At 64.7% G+C, this 22,144-nt stretch carries 20 protein-coding genes; 4 read left to right on the top strand and 16 right to left on the bottom strand.

Going from position 1 to position 22,144, the window contains the following annotated elements; genetic code table 11:
• Positions 1-235: 235 nt before the first annotated feature.
• Positions 236-982 (top strand): transcriptional repressor LexA, encoded by a 747-nt coding sequence (lexA, locus tag V9L18_RS13315; RefSeq protein WP_337347641.1) that lies wholly within the window; start codon positions 236-238, stop codon positions 980-982.
• 74 nt (positions 983-1,056) lie between these two features.
• Here the strand turns inward: lexA and V9L18_RS13310 are convergent, their stop codons facing one another.
• Together V9L18_RS13310 and hflX are read right to left on the bottom strand one after the other, a co-directional pair.
• Positions 1,057-3,114, bottom strand: a complete 2,058-nt coding sequence (locus V9L18_RS13310; RefSeq protein ID WP_337347640.1) for an ATP-dependent DNA helicase — start codon at positions 3,112-3,114, stop codon at positions 1,057-1,059.
• The gene (gene hflX, locus V9L18_RS13305) at positions 3,107-4,675 is read right to left on the bottom strand and encodes a GTPase HflX (protein WP_337347639.1); all 1,569 of its coding nucleotides are present in this window, start codon (positions 4,673-4,675) and stop codon (positions 3,107-3,109) included. Before hflX ends, V9L18_RS13310 begins: the two co-directional genes overlap by 8 nt.
• A gap of 429 nt (positions 4,676-5,104) precedes the next feature.
• Here hflX and V9L18_RS13300 point away from each other — a divergent pair, with 429 nt between their 5' ends.
• Positions 5,105-5,719 (top strand): class I SAM-dependent methyltransferase, encoded by a 615-nt coding sequence (locus V9L18_RS13300; protein ID WP_337347638.1) that lies wholly within the window; start codon positions 5,105-5,107, stop codon positions 5,717-5,719.
• Here the strand turns inward: V9L18_RS13300 and dapF are convergent.
• The 6 genes from dapF to V9L18_RS13270 all read right to left on the bottom strand — a co-directional run bounded on the left by dapF (position 5,700) and on the right by V9L18_RS13270 (position 11,386).
• On the bottom strand, positions 5,700-6,644 hold the full coding sequence (gene dapF / locus V9L18_RS13295; RefSeq protein ID WP_337347637.1) for a diaminopimelate epimerase: 945 nt from the start codon (positions 6,642-6,644) through the stop codon (positions 5,700-5,702). The genes V9L18_RS13300 and dapF overlap by 20 nt on opposite strands.
• Positions 6,645-6,710: 66 nt before the next feature.
• Positions 6,711-7,607 carry a tRNA (adenosine(37)-N6)-dimethylallyltransferase MiaA gene (gene miaA / locus V9L18_RS13290; RefSeq protein ID WP_337347636.1) on the bottom strand — a complete coding sequence of 299 codons (897 nt, stop codon included), beginning with the start codon at positions 7,605-7,607 and terminating at the stop codon, positions 6,711-6,713.
• 3 nt (positions 7,608-7,610) lie between these two features.
• The gene (miaB, locus tag V9L18_RS13285) at positions 7,611-9,158 is read right to left on the bottom strand and encodes a tRNA (N6-isopentenyl adenosine(37)-C2)-methylthiotransferase MiaB (RefSeq protein WP_337347635.1); all 1,548 of its coding nucleotides are present in this window, start codon (positions 9,156-9,158) and stop codon (positions 7,611-7,613) included.
• 89 nt (positions 9,159-9,247) lie between these two features.
• Complete coding sequence (locus V9L18_RS13280; RefSeq protein ID WP_337347695.1) at positions 9,248-9,745, bottom strand: regulatory protein RecX; 498 nt, start codon at positions 9,743-9,745, stop codon at positions 9,248-9,250.
• 169 nt (positions 9,746-9,914) lie between these two features.
• Complete coding sequence (recA, locus tag V9L18_RS13275) at positions 9,915-10,970, bottom strand: recombinase RecA (RefSeq protein ID WP_337347634.1); 1,056 nt, start codon at positions 10,968-10,970, stop codon at positions 9,915-9,917.
• Positions 10,971-11,161: 191 nt separating this feature from the next.
• Entirely contained in the window at positions 11,162-11,386 is a 225-nt protein-coding gene (locus V9L18_RS13270) for a DUF3046 domain-containing protein (protein WP_337347633.1), read from the bottom strand.
• A 41-nt stretch (positions 11,387-11,427) separates the two neighbouring features.
• On the opposite strand from V9L18_RS13270, the gene V9L18_RS13265 reads away from it, so the two are divergent.
• Positions 11,428-11,976 carry a MarR family winged helix-turn-helix transcriptional regulator gene (locus V9L18_RS13265; protein ID WP_337347632.1) on the top strand — a complete coding sequence of 183 codons (549 nt, stop codon included), beginning with the start codon at positions 11,428-11,430 and terminating at the stop codon, positions 11,974-11,976.
• 52 nt (positions 11,977-12,028) lie between these two features.
• On the opposite strand, the gene V9L18_RS13260 is transcribed toward V9L18_RS13265, so the two are convergent.
• The 8 genes from V9L18_RS13260 to V9L18_RS13225 all read right to left on the bottom strand — a co-directional run bounded on the left by V9L18_RS13260 (position 12,029) and on the right by V9L18_RS13225 (position 20,785).
• A complete protein-coding gene (locus tag V9L18_RS13260; RefSeq protein WP_337347631.1) occupies positions 12,029-12,481 on the bottom strand; it encodes a helix-turn-helix domain-containing protein in 453 nt (150 codons plus the stop codon).
• Between the two features lie 151 nt (positions 12,482-12,632).
• Complete coding sequence (locus tag V9L18_RS13255) at positions 12,633-13,112, bottom strand: CinA family protein (RefSeq protein ID WP_337347630.1); 480 nt, start codon at positions 13,110-13,112, stop codon at positions 12,633-12,635.
• A gap of 42 nt (positions 13,113-13,154) precedes the next feature.
• Positions 13,155-13,778, bottom strand: a complete 624-nt coding sequence (pgsA, locus tag V9L18_RS13250) for a CDP-diacylglycerol--glycerol-3-phosphate 3-phosphatidyltransferase (RefSeq protein WP_337347629.1) — start codon at positions 13,776-13,778, stop codon at positions 13,155-13,157.
• 9 nt (positions 13,779-13,787) lie between these two features.
• A complete protein-coding gene (locus V9L18_RS13245; protein WP_337347628.1) occupies positions 13,788-16,691 on the bottom strand; it encodes an FtsK/SpoIIIE family DNA translocase in 2,904 nt (967 codons plus the stop codon).
• 135 nt (positions 16,692-16,826) lie between these two features.
• Positions 16,827-18,518 (bottom strand): ribonuclease J, encoded by a 1,692-nt coding sequence (locus tag V9L18_RS13240; RefSeq protein WP_337347627.1) that lies wholly within the window; start codon positions 18,516-18,518, stop codon positions 16,827-16,829.
• A gap of 40 nt (positions 18,519-18,558) precedes the next feature.
• A complete protein-coding gene (gene dapA, locus V9L18_RS13235; protein WP_337347626.1) occupies positions 18,559-19,467 on the bottom strand; it encodes a 4-hydroxy-tetrahydrodipicolinate synthase in 909 nt (302 codons plus the stop codon).
• A 100-nt stretch (positions 19,468-19,567) separates the two neighbouring features.
• Positions 19,568-20,314: a carbon-nitrogen hydrolase family protein gene (locus tag V9L18_RS13230; protein ID WP_337347625.1), complete on the bottom strand. Its 747-nt coding sequence runs from the start codon at positions 20,312-20,314 to the stop codon at positions 19,568-19,570.
• Between the two features lie 48 nt (positions 20,315-20,362).
• A complete protein-coding gene (locus V9L18_RS13225; protein WP_337347624.1) occupies positions 20,363-20,785 on the bottom strand; it encodes a hypothetical protein in 423 nt (140 codons plus the stop codon).
• A 123-nt stretch (positions 20,786-20,908) separates the two neighbouring features.
• On the opposite strand from V9L18_RS13225, the gene V9L18_RS13220 reads away from it, so the two are divergent.
• A complete protein-coding gene (locus V9L18_RS13220) occupies positions 20,909-22,144 on the top strand; it encodes a heparan-alpha-glucosaminide N-acetyltransferase domain-containing protein (RefSeq protein ID WP_337347623.1) in 1,236 nt (411 codons plus the stop codon).

Raw genomic sequence — 22,144 nt, 5'->3', positions numbered from 1 at the left:
GAACACATGTTCGAACTTTGCTTCTTCTGTTTTAGCACTTATCAACGAACATTGTCGAGACTCGCTAGAACAAATGTTTGAAAAAGTGTTGCGGCTGGCCTACGTTTGAACCAAGGATCAACCACCCGAAGTACAGCCACCTCTGTAGTTGATCAGCAGGGTCTGACAATCAATGCCGGAGGCTCCCGGCACCCGGCGCCGGAGGCACCGGGGCAACGGAAAGGCATTGGCTAACATGGCAGCAGCAGCCGGCGGCAGGGCGACCCAGAGGGGTCCACAGCCCCAGAGGACTCCCAAGGGGCTGACTGCCCGTCAGAAGAAGATCCTGGAAACGATCCAGCGTTCAGTCAATGACAACGGATACCCCCCGTCCATGCGCGAAATTGGCGACACCGTGGGGCTGGCCAGCCTCTCCAGCGTGACGCATCAACTCTCGCAGCTGGAGAAGTTGGGATACCTGCGCCGGGACCCTAAGCGGCCACGGGCCATGGAGGTCCTGATGCCGCTCACCCTGGATGCCGGGACTGCCAAGGCTCCGGGCTCCGCCGCACCGGCAACCCTGCGGGGCATCAGCGGCGGGAAGGTAACGGAGCTTTCCACTGCCATGGATACGGCCATGGTTCCCCTGGTGGGCCGGATCGCAGCCGGCGGGCCGATCCTTGCGGACCAGGTGGTTGAAGACGTGATGCCCCTCCCCCGCCAACTGGTCGGTCAGGGCGAGCTCTTTATGCTCAGGGTGGCCGGAGACTCCATGGTGGACGCGGCCATCTGCGATGGCGACTGGGTGGTGGTGAGGCGCCAGGCCGACGCCGTGAACGGGGACATCGTCGCGGCCCTCCTGGACGACGAAGCAACCGTCAAGACGTTCCGCCAGCGGGACGGCCACACGTGGCTGTTGCCGCAGAACACGCAGTACGAACCCATCCTGGGCGACCACGCCACCATCATGGGCAAGGTCGTTTCGGTTCTGCGTTCACTCTAGGTACAGTGCCCAGCAGCAAAAAGATCAGCTGAGCCCGCCCACATGGGCTGGCTCAGCTGATCTTCGCAGTTAACTCAGGCGTGCTCTTTGGACAGCCGTTCCAGCGCCGCAAACGCAATCTTGCGATCTGTGGTGGGCCAGAAGGGCGGCAGCGCACCCCGGAGGAACCCGGCGTACCTCTCGGTGGCCAGCCGTGAATCAAGCACCGCCACCACACCTTTGTCCCCGGTGGACCGGATCAGCCGGCCGGCACCCTGGGCAAGCCGGATGGCGGCATGAGTGGCGGAGACCGACATAAAGCCGTTGCCGCCGGCCTGGGCGACGGCCCGGGAGCGGGCAGTCATAAGGGGGTCGTCCGGCCGAGGGAACGGAATGCGGTCAATCACCACCAGCCGGCAGGAGCCGCCCGGTACGTCCACTCCCTGCCACAGGGACATGGTTCCGAAGAGGCATGTGTCGGGCTCGTCGGCGAACTGCTTGACCAAGGCGGTCATCGTGGAATCGCCCTGGCAGAGGATGCTCAGGCCCAGACGGGGCCGCAAGGCGTCGGCTGCTTCTTCTGCGGCGCGACGTGAGGAGAACAGGCACAGTGCACCGCCGCCTGAGGCCCTGATCAGCGCCTCGAGCTCCTCCAGCGCCTCCGCGGACACACCGCGCCCGGGCTTGGGCAGGTGCCCGGCAACGTACAGTATTCCCTGCTTTGGGTAGTCAAACGGGGAACCGACGTCAATGCCCGTCCAGCTCGGGGCGCCCGGGCCCACAAGGCCCAGCCCGCCGGCGGCCGGCTCGAAAGCAGAGCCGATGGCCAGTGTGGCCGAGGTCAGCACTACGGTGTGGCCTTCGAACAGTCCCTCGCGCAGCTTCCCTGCGACGCTGAGCGGTGCGATGTTTATCAGTGCCGGTGCGGCGTCGTCGGGCTGCGCATAGCCTTGCTGCGGATCGAAGGTGCTGGCACGCGAGAACCACACCACTTCCCGGTTCTCCCGGGCCACGATCAGCCGTTCACACAGTTCCAGGATGAGCATCAGGCGTGAGCGCGCGAGCTGGCGCCCGCCGTCGGCCGTCTGGCTGCTGTCCCCCTTCGAGTCGGACAGGGCAGCCCTGCAGGCGTCACGCAGCTGGTCGATGCAGTCCAGCTGCTCGTCATTTAGGCCGTTGGGAAGGAGCCCGTTGGGAACCCCTGCCAATGCCAGTTCCAGGTTGGCGGCCGCAGCGTTGAGGGCGTCCACCGTAATGGCCGTGTGCTTCCGCGCTCCGGCAGCCGCCGCATGGACCATCGCTACGGACAGCTGCCCGGACACCGCACCGGTCACCCGGTCCTGGAGCTCGTGCGCCTCGTCAACCACCACGACGTCGTATTCGGGCAGGACAGCCAGCCCCTCGAACGCGCTGACGGCGAGCATCGCGTGGTTGGTGACCACAACATCGGCGTCGGCCGCGTCCTGGCGGGCGAGTTCGCTGAAGCATTCAGCGGCCATCGGGCACTTCTGCGCCCCCAGGCATTCCATCGACGTCACCGAAACCTGCCGCCAGGCACGGTCCGTGACACCCGGGAGGAGTTCGTCACGGTCGCCGGTAGTGGTTTTTTGCGCCCAGTCGCGCAGCCGCACTACCTCTTTGCCCAACTGCGACGCCGGTCCCCCGAGAGCGGCTGCGAAGTGCGGCACGCTGGTGTCCTCACCAAGGGAAAAAAGCTGGCCTTCGGAGGGTTCCTCCGAGGGAAACCCGCCTTCAAGCTTGTGCCGGCAGACGTAGTTGGAGCGACCCTTCACCAGCGCCACCTTGACGGGGCGGTCCAGGGCCGGGGTGATGGTCTTCAGCAGCCGCGGCAGGTCCCGGCCCACAATCTGTGTCTGCAGGGCCAATGTTGCGGTGGAAACCAAGGTGGGCTTGTTGCTCACCAGCGAGTGCGCAATGAGCGGAATCAGGTAAGCCAGCGACTTTCCCGTTCCAGTGCCGGCCTGGACCAGGAGGTGGTCGCCGGTTTCGATGGCACGGGCCACCTGCCTGGCCATCTCATGCTGGCCGCTCCGGCTTTGTCCGCCCATTCCGGCCACGGCGCGGTCGAGCAGTTCGATCACGAACTGCTCGCTGGCCGTGCCTGAAGGCTCACCTGCCACCGGTTCAGCCATTGCTGACGAATGATTCCAGTTCAGCCGCGAGGCCTTCCCGGACCATCACCACTGCCCGCGTTCCGTCCTCGCCATGGTCAAGGCTGAGGATTTCCGCGTCGGTGTCATGCAGTTTGCTGATCACGTCGCCACGATTGTAGGGAATGAGGAGTTCAAGCTTGACGCTGGGCCGCGGGATCGAGCTGCTGATCTCGCGCAGCAGCTCCGCGATCCCTTCGCCGGTCCGCGCCGACACCACCACATGGCGGGGTTCGCGCTGCTTGAGTCGTTCGATCACAAACGGATCCGCGGCGTCTGCCTTATTCAGGACGATGATTTCCGGCACCTTGCGGGCATCGACTTCGCTGAACACCTTGCGGACGGCGGCGATCTGGCCTTCCGGGTCCGGGTGCGAGGCATCCACCACATGCAGGATGAGGTCCGCGTCCGCTACTTCCTCCAGTGTGGAACGGAATGCCTCCACGAGCTGGGTGGGAAGGGAGCGGACAAAGCCCACGGTGTCCGCCAGGGTATAGCCCAGGCCATCCGCGGTCTCCGCCTTGCGCACGGTCGGATCCAAGGTGGCGAACAACGCGTTCTCCACCAGCACGCCAGCGTCCGTCAGCCGGTTCAGCAACGACGATTTCCCGGCGTTGGTGTAGCCGGCGATGGCAACGGACGGCACTGAATTACGACGCCGGTTGGCCCGTTTGGTTTCCCGGGCCGGCTTCATCGCGGCGATCTCGCGCCGCAGCTTAGCCATGCGGGTACGGATTCGGCGACGGTCCAGTTCGATTTTCGTCTCACCGGGACCACGCGAACCCATACCGGCGCCAGCGCCGCCCACCTGGCCACCAGCCTGGCGGGACATGGATTCGCCCCAGCCGCGCAGGCGTGGCAGCAAGTATTCGAGCTGAGCCAGTTCCACCTGGGCCTTGCCCTCACGGCTCTTGGCGTGCTGGGCGAAAATGTCCAGGATCAGGGCCGTACGGTCAATGACCTTGACCTTGACAATGTCCTCCAGCCCGCGCCGCTGGGAGGGAGCCAGTTCGGCGTCCACCACTACGGTGTCCGCCCCGGTGGACATCACGATTTCCTTGAGTTCCAGGGCTTTGCCTGACCCTAGGAACGTTCCGGGGTCCGGTTTGGCTCGGCGCTGGACCATGCCGTCCAGGACTTCCGAACCGGCGGTCTCGGCCAACGCTGCAAGCTCACGAAGTGAGTTCTCAGCGTCCGCGAGCGTTCCTTCGGCCCACAGGCCAGCCAGGACCACGCGCTCCAGGCGCAACTGACGGTATTCGACTTCGGTGACGTCTTCGAGTTCCGTGGACAGCCCTGCCGTGCGGCGGAGTGCCCGGCGCTCTTCGAGGTCCTGCTGGTCGCCGTCGTAGGCGCTGTGTTCTTCTTCGAGGCGGGAGATCGCCTGGGCTTTGCCGAACACCGCCCTGCCGTCGCCTTCTGCGGCGGGGCCTCGTTTTGCCGGAACATCCTTGGAAAGAATCCGGTCGATGACAGCTTGGATTTCCTCCGGGCTCATATCCTGGGCTGCTGGATCGGATCCGGTGTTGGGCTGGCTGGTCATGGTCTCCTTTGAAGATTCGGCATTTCCAGAATAGTGCCGATTGCTGGTGAGTGGGGACGTATTCGCGCTGGGCTGACGGCTGGCGGTCATCCAGGACTCCTGTCTGTTGCGCACACCGTACAAGCGATGGCGTGCAGCGTAGGATCCACGCCTTCGAAAGGGTGGAGGAAGTGGTATGCGCAGGCAACGTCAGGAGGGGCGCAGCGGGAAGCTGGCTTCGAGTATTGCCCGGCGGTCGGACCAGCCGGCGAAAGCTTGGTCGATGACGCATCTGCGGAAGGTAGGAAACCTGCATCGCTGCGGGACATGGCTGCGGGACGGGTTCAACCCGTGCCGGCTACTCGAAGATCAGGAACATGCCTTCCAGATTAGCAGACCCGATCCCCCGCGGTTTCCCTTACGCTTCAGGGCCAACTAATCTGGCCAGTTATGGAGTCCGCACACTATTTCAGCGCATCGCCCGCAGGGCCCTTTACCCGCAAGCCGCTCACGGTGGATCTCGCTGGGGAAACGCGCACACTGCAGACATCCGGTGGCATCTTCAGCCCTGACGGGATAGACAAGGGCACCGCCGTCTTGCTCGCCGAAGTCCCGGCGCCGTCGCCGTCGGGAAACCTGCTGGACATCGGCTGCGGCTGGGGTCCGATTGCGCTCACGATGGCCCTGAAGTCGCCGGCAGCCCATGTCTACGCCGTGGACGTCAACGAGCGCTGCATCACGCTGACAAACGAAAATGCGGCTTCGCTCGGCCTGGGCAACGTGACGGCCAGCATGCCGGAAGACGTGGACCCGGAACTCCGCTTTGACACGATCTGGTCCAACCCGCCGATCCGGATCGGTAAGGAGGAACTCCACTCGCTGCTGAAGCTGTGGATTCCGAGGCTGGCGCCTGGCGGCTCAGCATGGCTGGTGGTGCAAAAGAACCTCGGCTCCGATTCCCTTCAGCGCTGGCTGTCCCAGGAGCTGGACGCCTCGTTCACCGTCACCCGGGAAGCCACGGCCAAATCCTTCAGGATCCTGCGGGTCAGGAAAGCGTCCCGCTAGCCACAATCACGGCCGGGCCGCTGAGTTCGACGTGCTCGTGCCCACCGGCTCCGGCAAAGAATTTAACGCCGACGACGCCGCCTGGCACCTTGACGTTCCAGGCGTCTGGTGCGCCGGCCCCGGCCCAATGCCGGATTGCCACGGCAGCGGCGCAGGCGCCTGTGCCGCAGGATTGCGTTTCGCCGACACCGCGTTCGTGGACCCTCATGGTGATGGTGCCTACGCCGTCGTGCACCAGCGGCTCCGCGGGGACCACGAATTCGACGTTGGTTCCGTTGACGGGTGTTGGATCGACATGCGGCGCGGTGTAGAGCCGGGTGGCTTCCAGCTCGGAAAGCTCGGCGAGGGCCACTACGGTGTGCGGGTTGCCCATGCTGACGGAGATGGCGGGGCGGGGTACTTCCAGGCCATCGGCCGTGACCAGGGAGTCCATGGCTTTGGCGGTGGCCGCGCCGGGGAAGATGAACTGCCAGGGGCCCATGTCGACGGCGTAGTCCTCGCCCGTGCGGACGACGGTCTTGACCCCGCCGCGGGTTCCGATGGTCAGGGCCCCGCCGTCGGGCAGGTCAACCAGGCCCTCGGCCCGGAGGAAGTGGACGAACACACGGACGCCGTTGCCGCACATCTCAGACAGGGAGCCGTCTCCGTTGCGGTAGTCCATGAACCATTCCGCGTCCGGTGTTCCTTCGAGCAGTTCCCGGCCCTCGGGCAGGTATCGCGATGGCACGGCGCGGATGAGTCCGTCGCCGCCTATGCCGCGGTGCCTGTCGCACAGCGCGGCCACCTGGTCTGCGGCAATAGTGTGGACACCGTCAGGGTCAGCGACCAAGACAAAATCGTTTCCTGTACCGTGCCCTTTAGAGAAGCGGAGTCCGCCCAAGGCGGCGAAGGTTGGCTCGAGAGTCACAGCAGGGGTAGCGTCCATGCTCCAAGGCTACCGGCCAAAGGCAGGGCCACAGAAACCCGCCCCCGGCCAGGGAGCTGCGTGGGTTCAGGTGCAGAGCGCCGCCGCGCGGGTTTCAAGTTCGGGATCCTGCCAGTCCAGCCAGCTGATCCGGGGATCGGCGCGGAACCAGGTCAGCTGCCGCCTGGCAAACTGCCGGGTCGCCACGATGGTCTCCTCGACGGCTTCCTCGACGGTGGCGCCGCCGTCGAGGACTTTGAGGAACTGGGAGTAGCCCAAAGCCCGCGGGGCCGTCTTGCCGCGGCGCAGGCCTGCCGCGTCCAGTCGGCGGACCTCTTCCAGCAGCCCCTTGTCCACCATGCTATGAACGCGCTGCGCCAGCCGTTCGCGCAGCTGATCCCGGTCTACGGCCAGTCCGATCTGGAGGGCGGGCTGGAAATACTCCCGCCGGGGCATGAAAGAACTGAAGGGCCGCCCAGTGAGCTGGTGGACTTCCAGCGCCCTGATGATACGCCGGGCATCTGAGACACGGTCGGCCGAAATGGGGTCGACGACACGGAGCCGGGCAAGGAGCGGCCGCGAACCTTCGGCCGCAAAGTCCGCTTCCAGCTGGCCGCGTACGTCAGGGTCGGTTCCCGGGAACTCCAGGACGTCCAGCGCCGCACGGACATAGAGTCCGGAACCGCCGGCCAGGATGGCACGCTTACCACGTTGGTGGATGTCCGCGATGATGGCGCGGGCCTGCCGCTGGAAGTCCGAGACGCTCGCTTCCTCGGTGACGTCCAGGGTGTCGAGCAGGTGGTGGGGAACTCCCCTGCGTTCGGCGGTGGTGATTTTCGCCGTGCCAATGTCCATACCGCGGTAGAACTGCATGGCGTCGGCGTTGACCACCTCGCCGTCCAGGGCCAGGGCCAGGTTGACAGCGAGGTCGGACTTACCGGACCCGGTGGGGCCAACAACGGCAATGACCGGTGGGTGTGCCACCGGTCAGGCGCTGCGGACCGGCAGGGACGGCATGCCAAGCGAAACCCCGGTGCGGCCGGCTCCGGTCTTTGCCGAGCCCGGTGCCGGTGCGCCGCAGGAGTCGGCCTGCGACCTGTCCCAGGCGTCGCCAGCTCGTGAACGCCGAAGGCTGTAGTCCTCCACAGTGGGGTCGGCCACGAGGTGGAAAGCTGCGGCTTCGGTAATGGTAACAGTCACGAGGTCACCGGGGCGGGGCGACGGCGCCCCGACCGGGACTGAGAAATGCACCAGCCGCTGGTCCTGGGAGCGACCGGAGAGCCGGTGGGTTTCCCCGGCTTTGCGTCCGGACTGTGCGGTGACCATGACTTCCACCCTGCGGCCCAGCTGTTTGGCGTTTTCCTCCGCCGCGATTCTGTCCTGCAGGGCGGTAAGGCGCTCGAATCGTTCCTGGACGATGGCTTTGGGCAGCTGGTCCGGAAGGTCGGCCGCCGGGGTGCCCGGGCGCTTGGAGTACTGGAACGTAAAGGCAGTGGCAAAGCGGGATTTCTCCACGACATCCAGGGTGGCCTGGAAGTCCTCCTCGGATTCGCCGGGGAAGCCCACGATGATGTCAGTGGAAATGGCGGCGTGCGGGATTTTCTCTCGGACCTTGTCCAGGATGCCGAGGAATTTGGTGGACCGGTAGGACCGCTTCATGTCGCGCAGGACTTTATCCGAGCCGGACTGCAGCGGCATGTGCAGCTGTGGCATGACGTTGGGCGTTTCGGCCATGGCGTCGATGACGTCGTCGGTAAAAGCCGCCGGATGGGGGCTCGTAAACCGCACCCGTTCCAGGCCTTCGATCTCTCCGCAGGCACGCAGGAGTTTAGAAAAGGCCTGCCGGTCGCCGAACTCAACGCCGTAGGAGTTCACATTCTGGCCGAGCAGGGTGACTTCAATGGCGCCGTCATCCACGAGGGCCTGGATTTCGGCCAGGATGTCGCCCGGGCGGCGGTCCTTCTCCTTGCCGCGCAGGGCTGGAACGATGCAGAAGGTACACGTGTTGTTGCAGCCGACTGAGATGGATACCCAGCCGGAGTACACCGAGTCCCTCTTGGTGGGCAAAGTGGAGGGGAACACGTCAAGGGATTCGAGAATCTCCAGCTGCGCTTCGTTGTTGTGGCGCGCGCGGTCAAGAAGGGCGGGCAGAGCGCCCACGTTGTGGGTTCCGAAGACGGCGTCCACCCACGGTGCCTTCTTGAGGATCGTTTCGCGGTCCTTCTGGGCCAGGCATCCGCCGACGGCGATCTGCATGCCGGGGTTGGCCGCCTTCACCGGAGCCAGCATGCCGAGGTTGCCGTACAGCTTGTTGTCGGCGTTCTCCCGGACCGCGCACGTGTTGAAGACCACCACGTCGGCGTGGTCACCGTCTGCCGGCACGTAGCCGGCGTCCTCGAGCATGCCCGCCATCCGTTCGGAGTCGTGCACGTTCATCTGGCAGCCGAAGGTGCGCACCTGATAGGTACGCGGCTGCACGGCAGGGTCGGCTGACGGGACGGTACCGGATGCGGGGGAAGGAATGGTCAAACTCACCTGTTAAGGGTACCGGGTCGGCGGAAGAGCCGCTTCGCTGGCGAACCAACACAACCGATTACCCAAACCGGGGCGTCACGCGGACGGGCCTAGTCGTAGGGCAGACCATCCGGCGGACCGTCCTCACCCGCGTAGCCGGCGCGCGAGGCCAGCACTTCACCCACGATCCTGAATGCCTGCGATGGCTGGTATCCCTTGCGCGCAAGCATGGACGCGAGCCGCCGCGTGGTCTTATCCCGCTCTGACCGGTCCGACAGATCCGTGCCCGGACGGAGCTTCCGCTCCACAAGCACGCGGGCCGCGGCTTCCTCGTCCTCATCGGAGAGTTGTTCCAACGCTGCGGCGGCCGTATCAGAATCGATCCCCTTGTCGGCAAGCTCGCGGCGAAGAGCGCCCTTGGCCAGTTTCCGCGACTGGGCCCGGCTGCGCACCCACATGTCCGCAAACTCGGCGTCGTCGATGAGCCGCACTTCCTGGAATCGGTCCAGCACGGACTCGGCAACTTCCTCGGGGATGTTCCGCTCCGCCAGCTTTCGCGACAGCTGCAGCCGGCTCTTGGCCGAACTGGTCAGCTGGCGCAGCACTATCGCCCGCGCAACCGAGGCAGGATCCGGTTCCGGGTCTGATGCAACTGAGGAATCCGGGCTTGGCCCGTCCGATCCGAAGCCGGAGCGTCCGCCGCCCCGGCCCCTCCGGCGTCGACCTGGGCCGGTGCCAACGCCCGGGCCCTGCCCGTCCACGAAGTCCGGGGTACCCCTAGAAGCCGTCAACAGCCTTCAGCTTCGGCGTGTCCTTGGAATCCGCCTCGGCAGGCTTGACGCCAACCCCAAGCTTTTCCTTGATCAAGCGCTCAAGCTCGGCAGCGAGTTCCGGGTTGTCACGCAGGAACCGACGGGAGTTCTCCATACCTTGGCCCAGTTGGTCGCCGTCGTATGTAAACCATGAACCGGACTTCTTGATGATGCCGTGTTCCACACCCATGTCGATGATGCCTCCCTCGCGGGAGATGCCCTGGCCGTAGATGATGTCGAATTCGGCGATCTTGAAGGGCGGTGCCATTTTGTTCTTGACGATCTTGGCCTTGGTGCGGTTACCGACGGAATCGGCGCCTTCCTTGAGCGTCTGGATGCGGCGTACATCGATGCGGATGGAGGCGTAGAACTTCAAGGCCTTACCACCGGTGGTGGTCTCGGGGGAACCGAAGAAGACGCCGATCTTTTCGCGGAGCTGGTTGATGAAGATTGCTGTGGTTTTGGTCTGGCTCAGGCGGCCGGTGATCTTACGCAGCGCCTGGCTCATCAGGCGCGCCTGCAGGCCAACGTGGCTGTCGCCCATGTCTCCTTCGATTTCCGCCCGGGGCACCAGCGCCGCCACGGAGTCGATGACGATGACGTCAAGCGAGCCTGAGCCGATAAGCATGTCCATGATTTCCAGGGCCTGCTCGCCGGTATCCGGCTGTGAAACCAGAAGGGCGTCCGTGTCCACGCCCAGCTTGGCGGCGTACTCCGGGTCCAGGGCGTGCTCGGCGTCGATGAAGGCGGCAATACCGCCCTGGCGCTGGGCGTTGGCCACGGCGTGGAGCGCAACGGTGGTCTTACCTGAGGATTCCGGTCCGTAGATCTCCACAACGCGGCCACGGGGAAGCCCGCCAATTCCGAGGGCGACGTCCAGCGCGATGGATCCGGTGGGGATGACCTCGATGGGGGCGCGGACTTCGTCGCCCAGCCGCATAACCGAGCCCTTGCCGAACTGCTTGTCAATCTGTGCCAGCGCTGCGTCGAGCGCCTTTTGACGATCCGGGGCTGCCGCCATGGTTCACACCTCTAATGCTTTCTCATTGTGGAGTGGCCTCAGCGGCCGTTTCTTGGTCATCTCTGACGCTAATGGCACCCACAGACATTCTCGCCGGATGACATCGGCTATGTGGATAACCCACTACGAAAAGCATAGCTTTACCCGAACAGATATTCGAACAATCCGGCGGCGTGTCAGGTTGATGGCGGTCAGTCGCGGGCCGGCTTGATGTCCCGGCCCAGGCGGCGTTCCGGCGGGACGTCCTGGACGTCACACATCGCCAGCCAGACCTGCCGGGGACTCACTCCCGCGGCGAGTGCCTGGTCCGCGGTACGCCCGCCGACCCCGGCCAGGATCAGGGTACTGCTCAGGACCCGGGAGTAGCCGGAACCGAATTCGTCGTCCATCAGACGCCAGTAGTCACTGATTCGCACCAATAGAGTCTCTCATGGAGCGGGACCCTAGAATTGTTGCCATGAGCAACTCCCCTGACGTTTCCGCTCCTGCCAACCCTGCAGATAACACCGTTGACGCGGCGTTGAAGACTGTGGAGCACCAGATCAGCGTCTTTTGGCGAAGGGCACGGTCCGTCTCCCATCAGCTGTCCCGCCAGGTCCATCCCGACATGGAACCTGCCGCCTACGGGCTGCTGACGGTTATCCGGCGGGAAGGACCCATCCGGCTCACTGACCTTGCCCTGAGTATCGGCGTCGGGAAACCCTCGGTCAGCCGGCAGATCGCGTTCCTGGAGAGCATTGGCCTCATCTCCAAGGAGGCTGACCCCCTGGACGGCCGCGCGCAGGCGATCCGGCTGACGCCCAAGGGCGAAGAAAAAATGCACCAGGTCCAGGACGCCCGGCGTGAAGTCTTCCGCGAACGGCTGGGGGAATGGCCGCTTGAGGATCTGCAGGCACTGGCGAAATACATGGCCAAGCTCAACGCCACCTATGAGCGCGATGGCTTCCCCCAGGACGTGGCGCCCGCCAAAACGGAGCCCCAGCCACGAGACACCGAAAGCCTTTAAACACAGAAAGCCTCCGGCTGGTGCCGGAGGCGACTGTTATGGTTCAGGGTGCTTACCGTGCGCCGGAAAGCAGTCCCTTGGAAAGTTCGTTGGTGAGTTCGGCGTTCAGGTCGCGGTCAAGATCGCGGCCGTAGCGCTGCGAGAACTCCTGGGGAACGGTGTCCGGAACAGCCACGCCCTCTGCGACGGCAACGCGGTCGCTGACTTCACGGAGCATGCTGGACAGGGGTACGTCCAGAGCAGAGCAGATCGAGGACAGAAGCTCTGACGAAGCTTCCTTCTGGCCGCGCTCCACTTCACTGAGGTATCCCAGGGAAACACGGGCACTGTGCGAAACTTCGCGGAGAGTACGCCCCTGACGCTGGCGGACATCGCGCAGAACATCACCAATTTCGTGACGAAGTACAACCATCTTGCGCTCCTTCTGTTCGCTCTTGCCCTGATCGGCGAGGCCCACATCCTTCCAGCGGACAACGCCGTTTACGGATACGGGCTGCTTTACCATCTGTATCGCCTTGCTCCTTATAAGTCCGGTTCGCCGTGGAGCGAACCGTGGTGGTGTATTCATCCTAGGCGCCTCCGCTATCCGGAAGCGACACAATGTAATAACTAATGGGTACCAGGATTTGTTCCCGGCTACTTTACCCCCGGTAACTTCAGGAAGATAGGGCCGCGAGGAGGCGCTCCAGCGCAGCGCCGCAGGCTTGGCCCCGGATCTCCGCGCGGTTGCCGGAAAAGCCGTAGTCGAAGGACTCGGTGCCGTCCGCGGTCGCGATCCCGATGTACACCGTCCCCACCGCCTTTCCGTCGTGTTCGTCGGGGCCGGCTACACCCGTGGTGGCAACGCCGATGTCCGAGCCCAAAGCCGTGCGGACGCCGGCAGCCATGGCAGCGGCTACGTCCCCGTCCACGGACCCGGCGGACGCAAGCAGCTCTGGCGAGACACCCAGGACGTCCACCTTGACGGAGTTCTGGTAGGCCACCACTCCGCCCTGCAGCATTCCGGAGGCACCAGCGGTGTCTGCCAGGATGGCTGACACCATTCCGGCCGTCAGGGATTCTGCTGTAGCTACGGTCAGCCCCCGGCCCAGGGCATTCTTGACTGTTTCCCCTGCGAGGTGGTGAAGGTTTGTCATGCCTGCTCCTTGTCTACAATGGCGTGCCGGATCAAGAGCCGCCTACTGGCTGGCAGCGCGTTTGCCCTGCGAACGGAGCCGCAAAGCTTCAACTACATACTCGACGCCGGTCCAGACCGTGATCAGCACGGCCGCCATCATCACGGCGAAAGCCACCCAAGCCAGCCACGGGGCGAGGGCGGCCAGCGGCAGGAGGTACAGGAAAATCGCGGCGGTCTGAACCACCGTCTTGAGCTTGCCGCCGCGCGATGCCGGGATAACACCGTAGCGGATCACAAAGAAACGCAAGGCCGTGATGCCCCACTCACGGACAAGGATCACGATAGTGACCCACCACGGCAGTTCCCCAAGGACGGAAAGCATGACCAGCGCGGAGCCGATGAGCAGTTTATCGGCGATGGGATCGGCAATCTTGCCGAAGTCTGTGACGAGGCCGCGGCTCCTGGCGATGTCGCCGTCGAGCTTGTCAGTGTAGATCGCGACGGCGAACGCCAGCACTGCCGCCCAGCGCCACAGCCCCGACTCACTGCGCAGCCCGGGCGCATCGGCCACGAGGAACCAGATGAAGAACGGCACGAGCGCGATGCGCAGCATGGTCAGGATGTTGGGTAGATTCCAGATTCCTGAACTGCTGGAGCCGGCGGCGGTTGCTTCGGTGCTAGTCACCTTCCTAGGCTACCGCCCGGTGAGTGACCAGGCGTCTTCGGAACCGTCCTCGTCGTCGTTATACGAACTGGTGTCCGCCCCATCGAAGTATTCAACGTTCTGGCTGCGCTGGTCCAGGTCCTTGGCAACGAGGTCCTCGGCGTAGCCGCCCTGGGCAATGTTGGCGTTAGCGTTGTCGCTCAGGGCAGCAGTCTGGGAATCCGGGGCCGCGGGGGCATCCAGGCCCTTCATGGCGGCCAGGACAGCGGCCAGGTCATCCGGTTTCACCAGGACGTCGCGGGCCTTGGAGCCTTCTGACGGGCCAACCACTCCCCTGGACTCGAGCAGGTCCATGAGGCGCCCGGCTTTCGCGAAGCCGACCCGGAGCTTGCGCTGCAGCATGGAGGTAGAGCCAAACTGTGTGGTGACCACGAGCTCCGTGGCCTGCAGCAGGACCTCGAGGTCATCCCCGATGTCGTCGTCGATCTGCTTTTTCTGCGCCTCAGGAGCGACGTCGTCGCGATACACGGCCTTCAACTGGCCCTTGACGTGCTCAACAACCTTGTGGATCTCGGACTCTGTTACCCACGCGCCTTGGACGCGCATGGCCTTGGAGGCACCCATGGGCAGGAAGAGGGCATCGCCCTGGCCGATGAGCTTCTCGGCGCCAGGCTGGTCCAGGACAACGCGGGAGTCGGTCACCGAGGACGTGGCGAAAGCCATCCGCGACGGGACGTTGGCCTTAATCAAACCGGTGACAACATCCACGGACGGACGCTGGGTGGCAAGGACCAGGTGGATGCCGGCGGCGCGGGCAAGCTGGGTGATGCGGACAATGGAATCTTCCACGTCACGCGGTGCCACCATCATGAGGTCGGCGAGTTCGTCCACGATCACCAGCAGGTACGGATAGGGGCGGATGACGCGCTTGGAGTCGACCGGCGGGTGGACCTTGCCGGCGCGGACTGCCTTGTTGAAGTCGTCGATGTGCTTGAAACCGTAGTTGGCGAGGTCGTCGTAGCGGGCATCCATCTCACGGACCACCCACTGCAGGGCTTCCGCCGCTTTCTTGGGGTTGGTGATGATGGGCGTGATGAGGTGCGGAACGCCTTCATAAGCCGTGAGCTCCACGCGCTTGGGGTCCACCATGACCATGCGGACCTCGTCCGGGGTGGCGCGCATGAGGATGGAGGTGATCATGGAGTTCACGAATGAGGACTTACCCGCACCAGTGGCACCTGCGACGAGCAGGTGGGGCATCTTGGCGAGGTTGGCCACGACGTAGCCGCCTTCAACATCCTTGCCCACGCCCATCACCATGGGGTGGTCCGTGCGGCGGGCGTTCTGGCTGCGGAGCACATCGCCGAGCGAGACGGTTTCGCGGTCCGTGTTGGGGATCTCGATGCCGATAGCTGACTTGCCCGGGATGGGGCTGAGGATCCGGACGTCCGAGCTGGCCACGGCGTAGGAGATGTTCTTCGAAAGCGCCGTGACGCGTTCCACCTTGGTGCCGGGCGACAACTCGATTTCGTACCTGGTGACCGTGGGCCCACGGCTGAAGCCTGTCACCTGCGCCTCGACGTTGAACTGGTTGAGGGTTTCAGTCAGGGACGCCACGATGGCATCGTTGGCCTCGGTGCGCTCCTTCGGAATGGAGCCGGGCGTCAGGACATCCGAGGATGGAAGCGTGTAGGTGACGTCGCCGGCCAGCGAGAGCTGTTCCGTCCGCTGCGGAATCGGTGTGGGCAACGGCGCCGGCGCGACCGGGTTGGCGGGCACCTTGACCGGGTTCAATGAGCCCGCGGCAACCATGCCGGGCGTCACCAGCGGAATTGCCTCAGTGGCGTTCTCCGCCGCCGAGGGCGCAGGTGATGCCGTTCCCAAGCCCTGGGCGGCCTTGATTTTTTCGACGGCGATTTCCGCCTGGGTGGGGCGGCGAACGCCGGGGGCCAGACGGGGCCCCGAGCCCGGCTTGGGGTCGTTGGCGGGGTCGTCGTCGTCAATGACGGCATGCTCGAACGCTTCGTCCCCCACGTAACCCTCAAGGCCGGCGTCGGGGTCCTCGTCTTTTCCAAACAGACGCCGCTTCTTCTTTTTGGGCGCCGCCGCAGCCGCCGTCTGCTCCAGGTAGCTGCGATCGTGGCCATCCCCGGCCTCGTCCGGATCCTGCAGGTCAATTCCCATCAGGTGCTCGTAGGCTGCCCGGAGGCGCCGCGGAATCGCACCGAACGGCGTGGCCGTAATGATAAGCAGCGAAACAAATGCCAGCAGCCCATAAAGGGCCACCGGAACGGCCGCGTGAATGGCAGCAAGCGGAGAAGCGGCCAGGAAACCCAGCATGCCACCGGCCTGGCGAAGCCCGTCGAAGCCGTCAGCAACAGTGGGCTGGCCGCCAACGATATGGGCCAGGCCGCAGCCAGCGAAAGTCATAATGAGGAAACCGATGCCCACCCGGTTGTTGCCCCGCCCGTCGGACGGCTGCCGGAAGAGACGGAACGCACAAACAAAAAGCATCAGGGGCAGCAGCAGGGACATCCAGCCGAACGTGCCGTTGACCACGCTGTAGACGGCGTCGGGGAACCACCCAGTGAGGCCCCACCAGGCAAAGGTGGCGATGAAGACGCCGAGCCCAAGGTTGAACAGTGCGGCGCCGTCCCGGCGGTCCTCTGCCGGCAGGTCGCTGACGTCGTGGCCGATCCTGCGGACGCCGCCTCCCACCAGGTGGCCAATGCCCAGCCACGCACCGCCCACCACGCGCACCGGCCACGGCTGGCGCTCTTCGACGGCAGGCAACTGGCGCGTGCGGGCAGTGCTGGAGGTCCGGCCGCTTTTTGACGCCGTGGAGCCGGCCCCGCGGCCAGTGCTGGTGCCGGATTTGGCACCGGCGGTGCCTCTGGCGGGGCCCTTGGGCGCGGAAGTAGTACGAGTGGCCATAGTTGCCACGCTACCCGAACCACGGCGGAATTCCGCGGATTTCCGGCCTGTTCCGGCCCTCATGTTGCCCAAAGGGAAAGGGCCCGGTTCCGAAGAACCGGGCCCTTCAGTTACCCCACTGGCGGCTCGAGGTTGTTACGCCTCAAGCACCACGGGGATGATCATGGGGCGACGGCGGAGCTTCCGGTTGACCCAGGTGCCCACCACCCTGCGGACAACCTGCTGCAGCTGGTGGCTGGTGTGGTCGGAGTGGTTCAGCACCGCCTCTTCCAACGCGGCGTTGATCTTGGGGATGATGTCGTCGAAGACAGAATCATCCTCGGCGACGCCACGGGCGTGGATTTCCGGTCCGGAGACCACCTTCCCCGTGGCACGGTTGATCACCGTGATGATGGAAATGAAGCCCTCGTCCCCCAGGACCCGGCGGTCCTTGAGGTCCGCATCGGTGATTTCGCCAACGCTGGAGCCGTCCACGTAGACAAAGCCCACTTCAACCTGGCCAACGACGTCGGCGCGGTGGTCCTTGAGGTCGATGACAGTTCCGTTGTCCGCCAGGATGACGCTGGCCGTGGGTACGCCGGATTCGATGGCGATTTTGCCGTTCGCGATCAGGTGGCGGGTCTCGCCGTGCACCGGCATGGCGTTGAGCGGTTCCAGGATGTTGTAGCAGTACAGCAGCTCCCCCGCGGCGGCGTGCCCCGATACGTGCACCTTGGCGTTGCCCTTGTGGATCACGTCTGCGCCCAGCTTGAGCAGGCCGTTGATGATCCGGAAGACCGCATTCTCGTTGCCGGGGATGAGGCTGGAGGCCAGGATGACGGTGTCGCCGTCGCCCACCACCACGCGGTGGTCGCCGTTGGCCATCCTGGACAGGGCAGCCATCGGCTCTCCCTGGGAACCCGTGGACATCAGGACCACGCGGTTATCGGGCAGGTTGTCGATGTTCTTGATGTCGACGATGAGGCCTTCAGGAACGTCCAGGTAGCCAAGCTTCGCCGCGATGGCCATGTTGCGCACCATCGACCGGCCCACAAAGGCAACTTTGCGGTTGTGCTTGGCCGCGGCATCCAAGACCTGCTGCACGCGGTGCACGTGCGAAGAGAATGAGGCAACGATAATGCGTTTGGTGGCCTGGCCGAAGAGCCGTTCCAGGGTGGGACCGATTTCCTTCTCGGCCGTGGTGAAGCCGGGAACGTCCGCATTGGTGGAGTCGGACATAAAGAGATCCACGCCTTCTTCGCCCAGCTTGGCAAAGTGGCGGAGGTCAGTGATGCGTCCGTCCAGCGGCAGCTGGTCCATCTTGAAGTCACCGGTGTGCAGGACTGTGCCTCCGGCCGTGCGGATGAAGACTGCCAGGGCATCCGGAATGGAGTGGTTGACCGCGACGAATTCGCATTCGAAGGGGCCGAACTTCTCCACCTGGCCCTCTTCAACCGTCAGGGTGTAAGGACGGATGCGGTGTTCCTGCAGCTTGGCCTCGATCAACGCGAGGGTCAGCTGGGAACCTACCAGGGGGATGTCGGCCCGCAAGCGCAGCAGGTACGGGACGGCCCCGATGTGGTCCTCGTGGCCGTGTGTCAGGACGACAGCGACAATGTCATTGATCCGATCCTCGATATACGAGAAATCGGGCAGGATCAGGTCGACGCCGGGCTGCGTTTCTTCAGGGAACAGGACACCGCAGTCCACCACGAGGAGCTTGCCGTCGATTTCGAACACGGCCATGTTCCGGCCGATCTCCCCGAGCCCGCCCAACGGAACGATCCGAAGGGTGCCTTGCGGCAGGGCGGGAGGGGTAACAAGGCCGGGAAGGGCGATTTGGGTCATAGTGCACTACTTTCCAGGCGGAAGGGTGCCGGTCTTAGCCTTAGGAAAAGACCAGCCCTCCTTCAGCCAAGTCCTCGCGGATGGTTTCGATCTCGGCTTCGTCCGGCTCCACGAGGGGCAAACGGACAATCGAGTTGGGCAGGACTCCCTGCCATTTAAGAATTTGTTTGGCCGCAACGGCTCCCTGGACGCGGGTCATCGTGGCCCGAATGACCGGGTGGAGCTCGAAGTTGATCTTCCGGGCCGTTGTGAGGTCGTTCGCGTTGACGGCGTCGATCAGTTCGCGGAATCGGCGGGTCGCGACGTGCGTGGTGACTCCGACGAGGCCGACGGCGCCCAAGGCCATCCAGGGAAGCGTCAGTCCGTCATCCCCGGAGTAGAAGTAAAGATCGGTTTCCGCCAGGACGCGCGTGGCTGCGGTGAAATCGGCTTTGGCATCCTTGACGGCGACGATGTTCGGGTGCTGCGCGAGGCGGATCATGGTCTCGGGCTCGATCGGAATGGACGAGCGGCCCGGAATGTCGTAGAGCATCACGGGCACATCGGTGGATGATGCGATGGCCTCGAAGTGTGCCCGGACGCCCGCCTGGCTCGGCTTGTTGTAGTAGGGCGTGACGAGCAGGAGCCCGTCCACGCCCAGCGCGGCCGCCTGCTGGGAAAGGTGCACTGAGTGCGCCGTATCATTCGTTCCGGTTCCGGCAATGATGGCGGCGCGATCGCCGACAGCCTCCTTGACAGCACGGAACATGCCGAGGTTTTCCTCATCTGTGAGGGTGGACGTCTCGCCAGTGGTTCCGGTGACCACCAGGCCGTCGCAGCCGTCATCCACGAGCTTGGTAGCCAACTCTGCCGCCTGCGCGTAGTCCACTGCGCCGTCCTTGGTGAACGGCGTGACCATGGCGGTCAGGAGGGTACCGAGGGCAGGAATGTTCGCGGAGGTGTGAGGCATGGAAAAAACGTTACCCTGTCTGCGGCTGGTTAGGACAATGGCGGAGACGTGATGAACGTCAAATAGCGCCCTGCGGTGTCACGTTGTTGCGGCCACCGGCTCACCGGAATTTCTGCAGCGCGCTCCGCTGAAGGGTTGCCGTGACCACTTCCGTGCCCCTTCCTGCCGCTTTCTTCATCCGCAGTCCGTCCGGGCCCCAGAAGCCGCTCAGGCCACAGGAGGGGCCCAGTGGGGTAGTTCCGCCAAGGTTGGCCAGGATGCCGAACATCCTGTTGTCCATGGCACGGGCGCCCAACTGCAGCTCAAGCCTGTGGTCTTCGTCCTGGGTGTAGGCGGCAGAGACGGCATATGCGTCCGCGCCGGCCTCGCCTGCCCCTGTGGAATGTTCCGGCACGGCGGCATCGAAGCAGATGGCCAGGCCGATCCTCCACCCGTCAAGGTCCAGGAGGCTGGCACCGCTGCCAGCGACGAAAATGTCCTTTTCCTGGCCGTGCAGGTGCGTCTTGAACGCGGCCTGGGCGGTGCCTTCCGGATGGATGGCCAGCGAAGCCAGCCTCGGGGTACCCCCGGGCTCCCTGTAGGCGCCTCCCACGACGGCGGTAATCCCAGTGCGGCGGCAGATTTCACGGAGATCCTCGAGCCGGTTGTCATCCTGGACCAGCCACGATTCCGGGGATTCCAGGAGGGCCAGGTTGTAGCCGGTCAGGGAAAGTTCCGGAAACACAGCCAAGCGGGCGCCGTGGGATTCCGCATCCTCGATCAGCCGGACGTGCTCCATAACGTTGGGCAGAACTCCGCCGTCGAGGGCCTGGTACTGGATGGCGGAAACAGTCAGGGCTAGTGTCACCACTTCATCCTAGGGAACAGGCCGGGACCGTGTCAGCGCAGGGCCGTGTCAGGACGAGGAAACTCCGCCCCGCTGGCGGCCCTGGTCCGCGGGCGGCATGTCCGGGCCGCAGTACCGCCCAACGGCAGCCTCCCGCAGGCCCTCCGCCCAGGTAGCGAGGCGCTGGGCAGCCCTGACGTAGTGGAAAAGTTCCGTGGGCGTCAGGGCGTCCAGATCCGTCTCCGCCAGTCGGCGCGCCAGCTCCGCTCCGGCCGGCTGCGCAGCCAGGGCAATGCCTTCCTGCTGCCACTGGACGTCCTCAGGCGATTCGCCGGCGACGAGCTGGCGGAACAGATAGTCCACAACGCCCGGGCTCATGGCCTTCATCAGACCTGCGGGCGCCACTGGGCCATCCAGGCTCCTGGTGGTCCGGTTCGATCCCTTCCCCGCCGGAATGGCCGACGGGGGCTGTGGCTGCGATGGGGTGTGCATGCCCACCATGCTATTCGAACATATATTCGAATACAAGGACTCGAGGTCAGTGTCCTGCCTGTTACAGCGCTGCCCTCAGGCGCGTGACTGCCTGGGCCCGGCAACGTGTGAGACGATCGGCTCATGACCTCCCGCGCCACGGCAAAACCATCCAGGGCGCCCCGAAGCTCATCGGCCACGGAACGGCTCCGCGGCATTGACGCGGCCCGGGGGCTGGCCCTCCTTGGCATGATGGCCACCCACCTGCTCCCCACATTCGAGTCCAATGCCGACCTCACGCCAACGTGGATCGGGCTGACATTTTCGGGCCGCGCAGCCGCCCTCTTCGCCGTGCTGGCGGGAATCGGCCTCGCCCTGTCAACGGGAAAGCAGGTACCGGCGGAGGGGGCCAGGCTGGGGGCGGCGCGCCGCGGGATTGCGCTGCGCGCGGCGGTGATTGCCGCCGTCGGACTGACGCTGGGCGGGCTGGAAGTGAACCTGGCTATCATCCTGGTCCACTACGCGCTGCTGTTCCTGTGCGTGCTTCCGTTCCTGGGCCTTCGGCCGAAGGCGCTGTGCGCCTGGGCGGCAGGATGGATCCTGGTTTCGCCGGTCCTTGCCTACCTGCTCCGGCCTTGGCTGCTGGCGTCCAACCCGCCCCTGCACCTTGGGCACAATCCCTCCTGGGAGGACCTGTCCACGCCAGGACCCTTGTTGGGCGATCTGTTCTTCACCGGTTACTACCCCGTCCTCCAGTGGATGTCCTATCTGTTGGTGGGCCTGCTGATCGGACGCCTTCCCCTGACCAAGGCCTTGGTGCCATGGCTGCTGCTCGCGGGCGGGACGTTGCTGGCCGTCCTCACCAAGTCCTTGGGTATTGCAGCGATGGAAAGCTGGGGAGGCAGGGCCGCCCTCGAGGACGTGCTGAATGCGCCCAACTATCCTTTGGACAGCGTGCTCCAGGTCAACCTCACCGGCGTGCCTCAGGAGGGCTCCTGGTGGTGGCTGGCTTCTGCTGCGCCCCACTCGGGCACCGCCCTTGATCTGGCGCACACGTCCGCAGTGGCGGCCGCTGTGGTGGGCGCCTGCCTGCTGCTGGGCAGGCTCGCGGACTGGCTGGACCTGGACCTGCTGCTGCCACTCCGGGGCGCGGGTGCCATGACGCTGACCCTGTATACCGTCCACGTCTGGGTGGTGGCGGGCTTCTACCTGAAGCCGCTCCCTGCTGGATGGACCGAAGACGGGATGTACTTCGCCCATGCTGCCACCGCCATTATTGTTGGCATGGTTTTTGTCCTGCTGAAGTGGCGGGGCCCCCTGGAATGGCTGGGCCATGGCGCCAACGGGCTTGGCCGCATGGAGCGGGACACCGGCCGCTGA

The organism is Pseudarthrobacter sp. CCNWLW217, assembly GCF_037203985.1.
Taxonomy (GTDB): domain Bacteria; phylum Actinomycetota; class Actinomycetes; order Actinomycetales; family Micrococcaceae; genus Arthrobacter.
The sequence above is the reverse complement of the archived record's forward strand: the minus strand, read 5'-3'. Positions and strand labels throughout refer to the sequence as shown.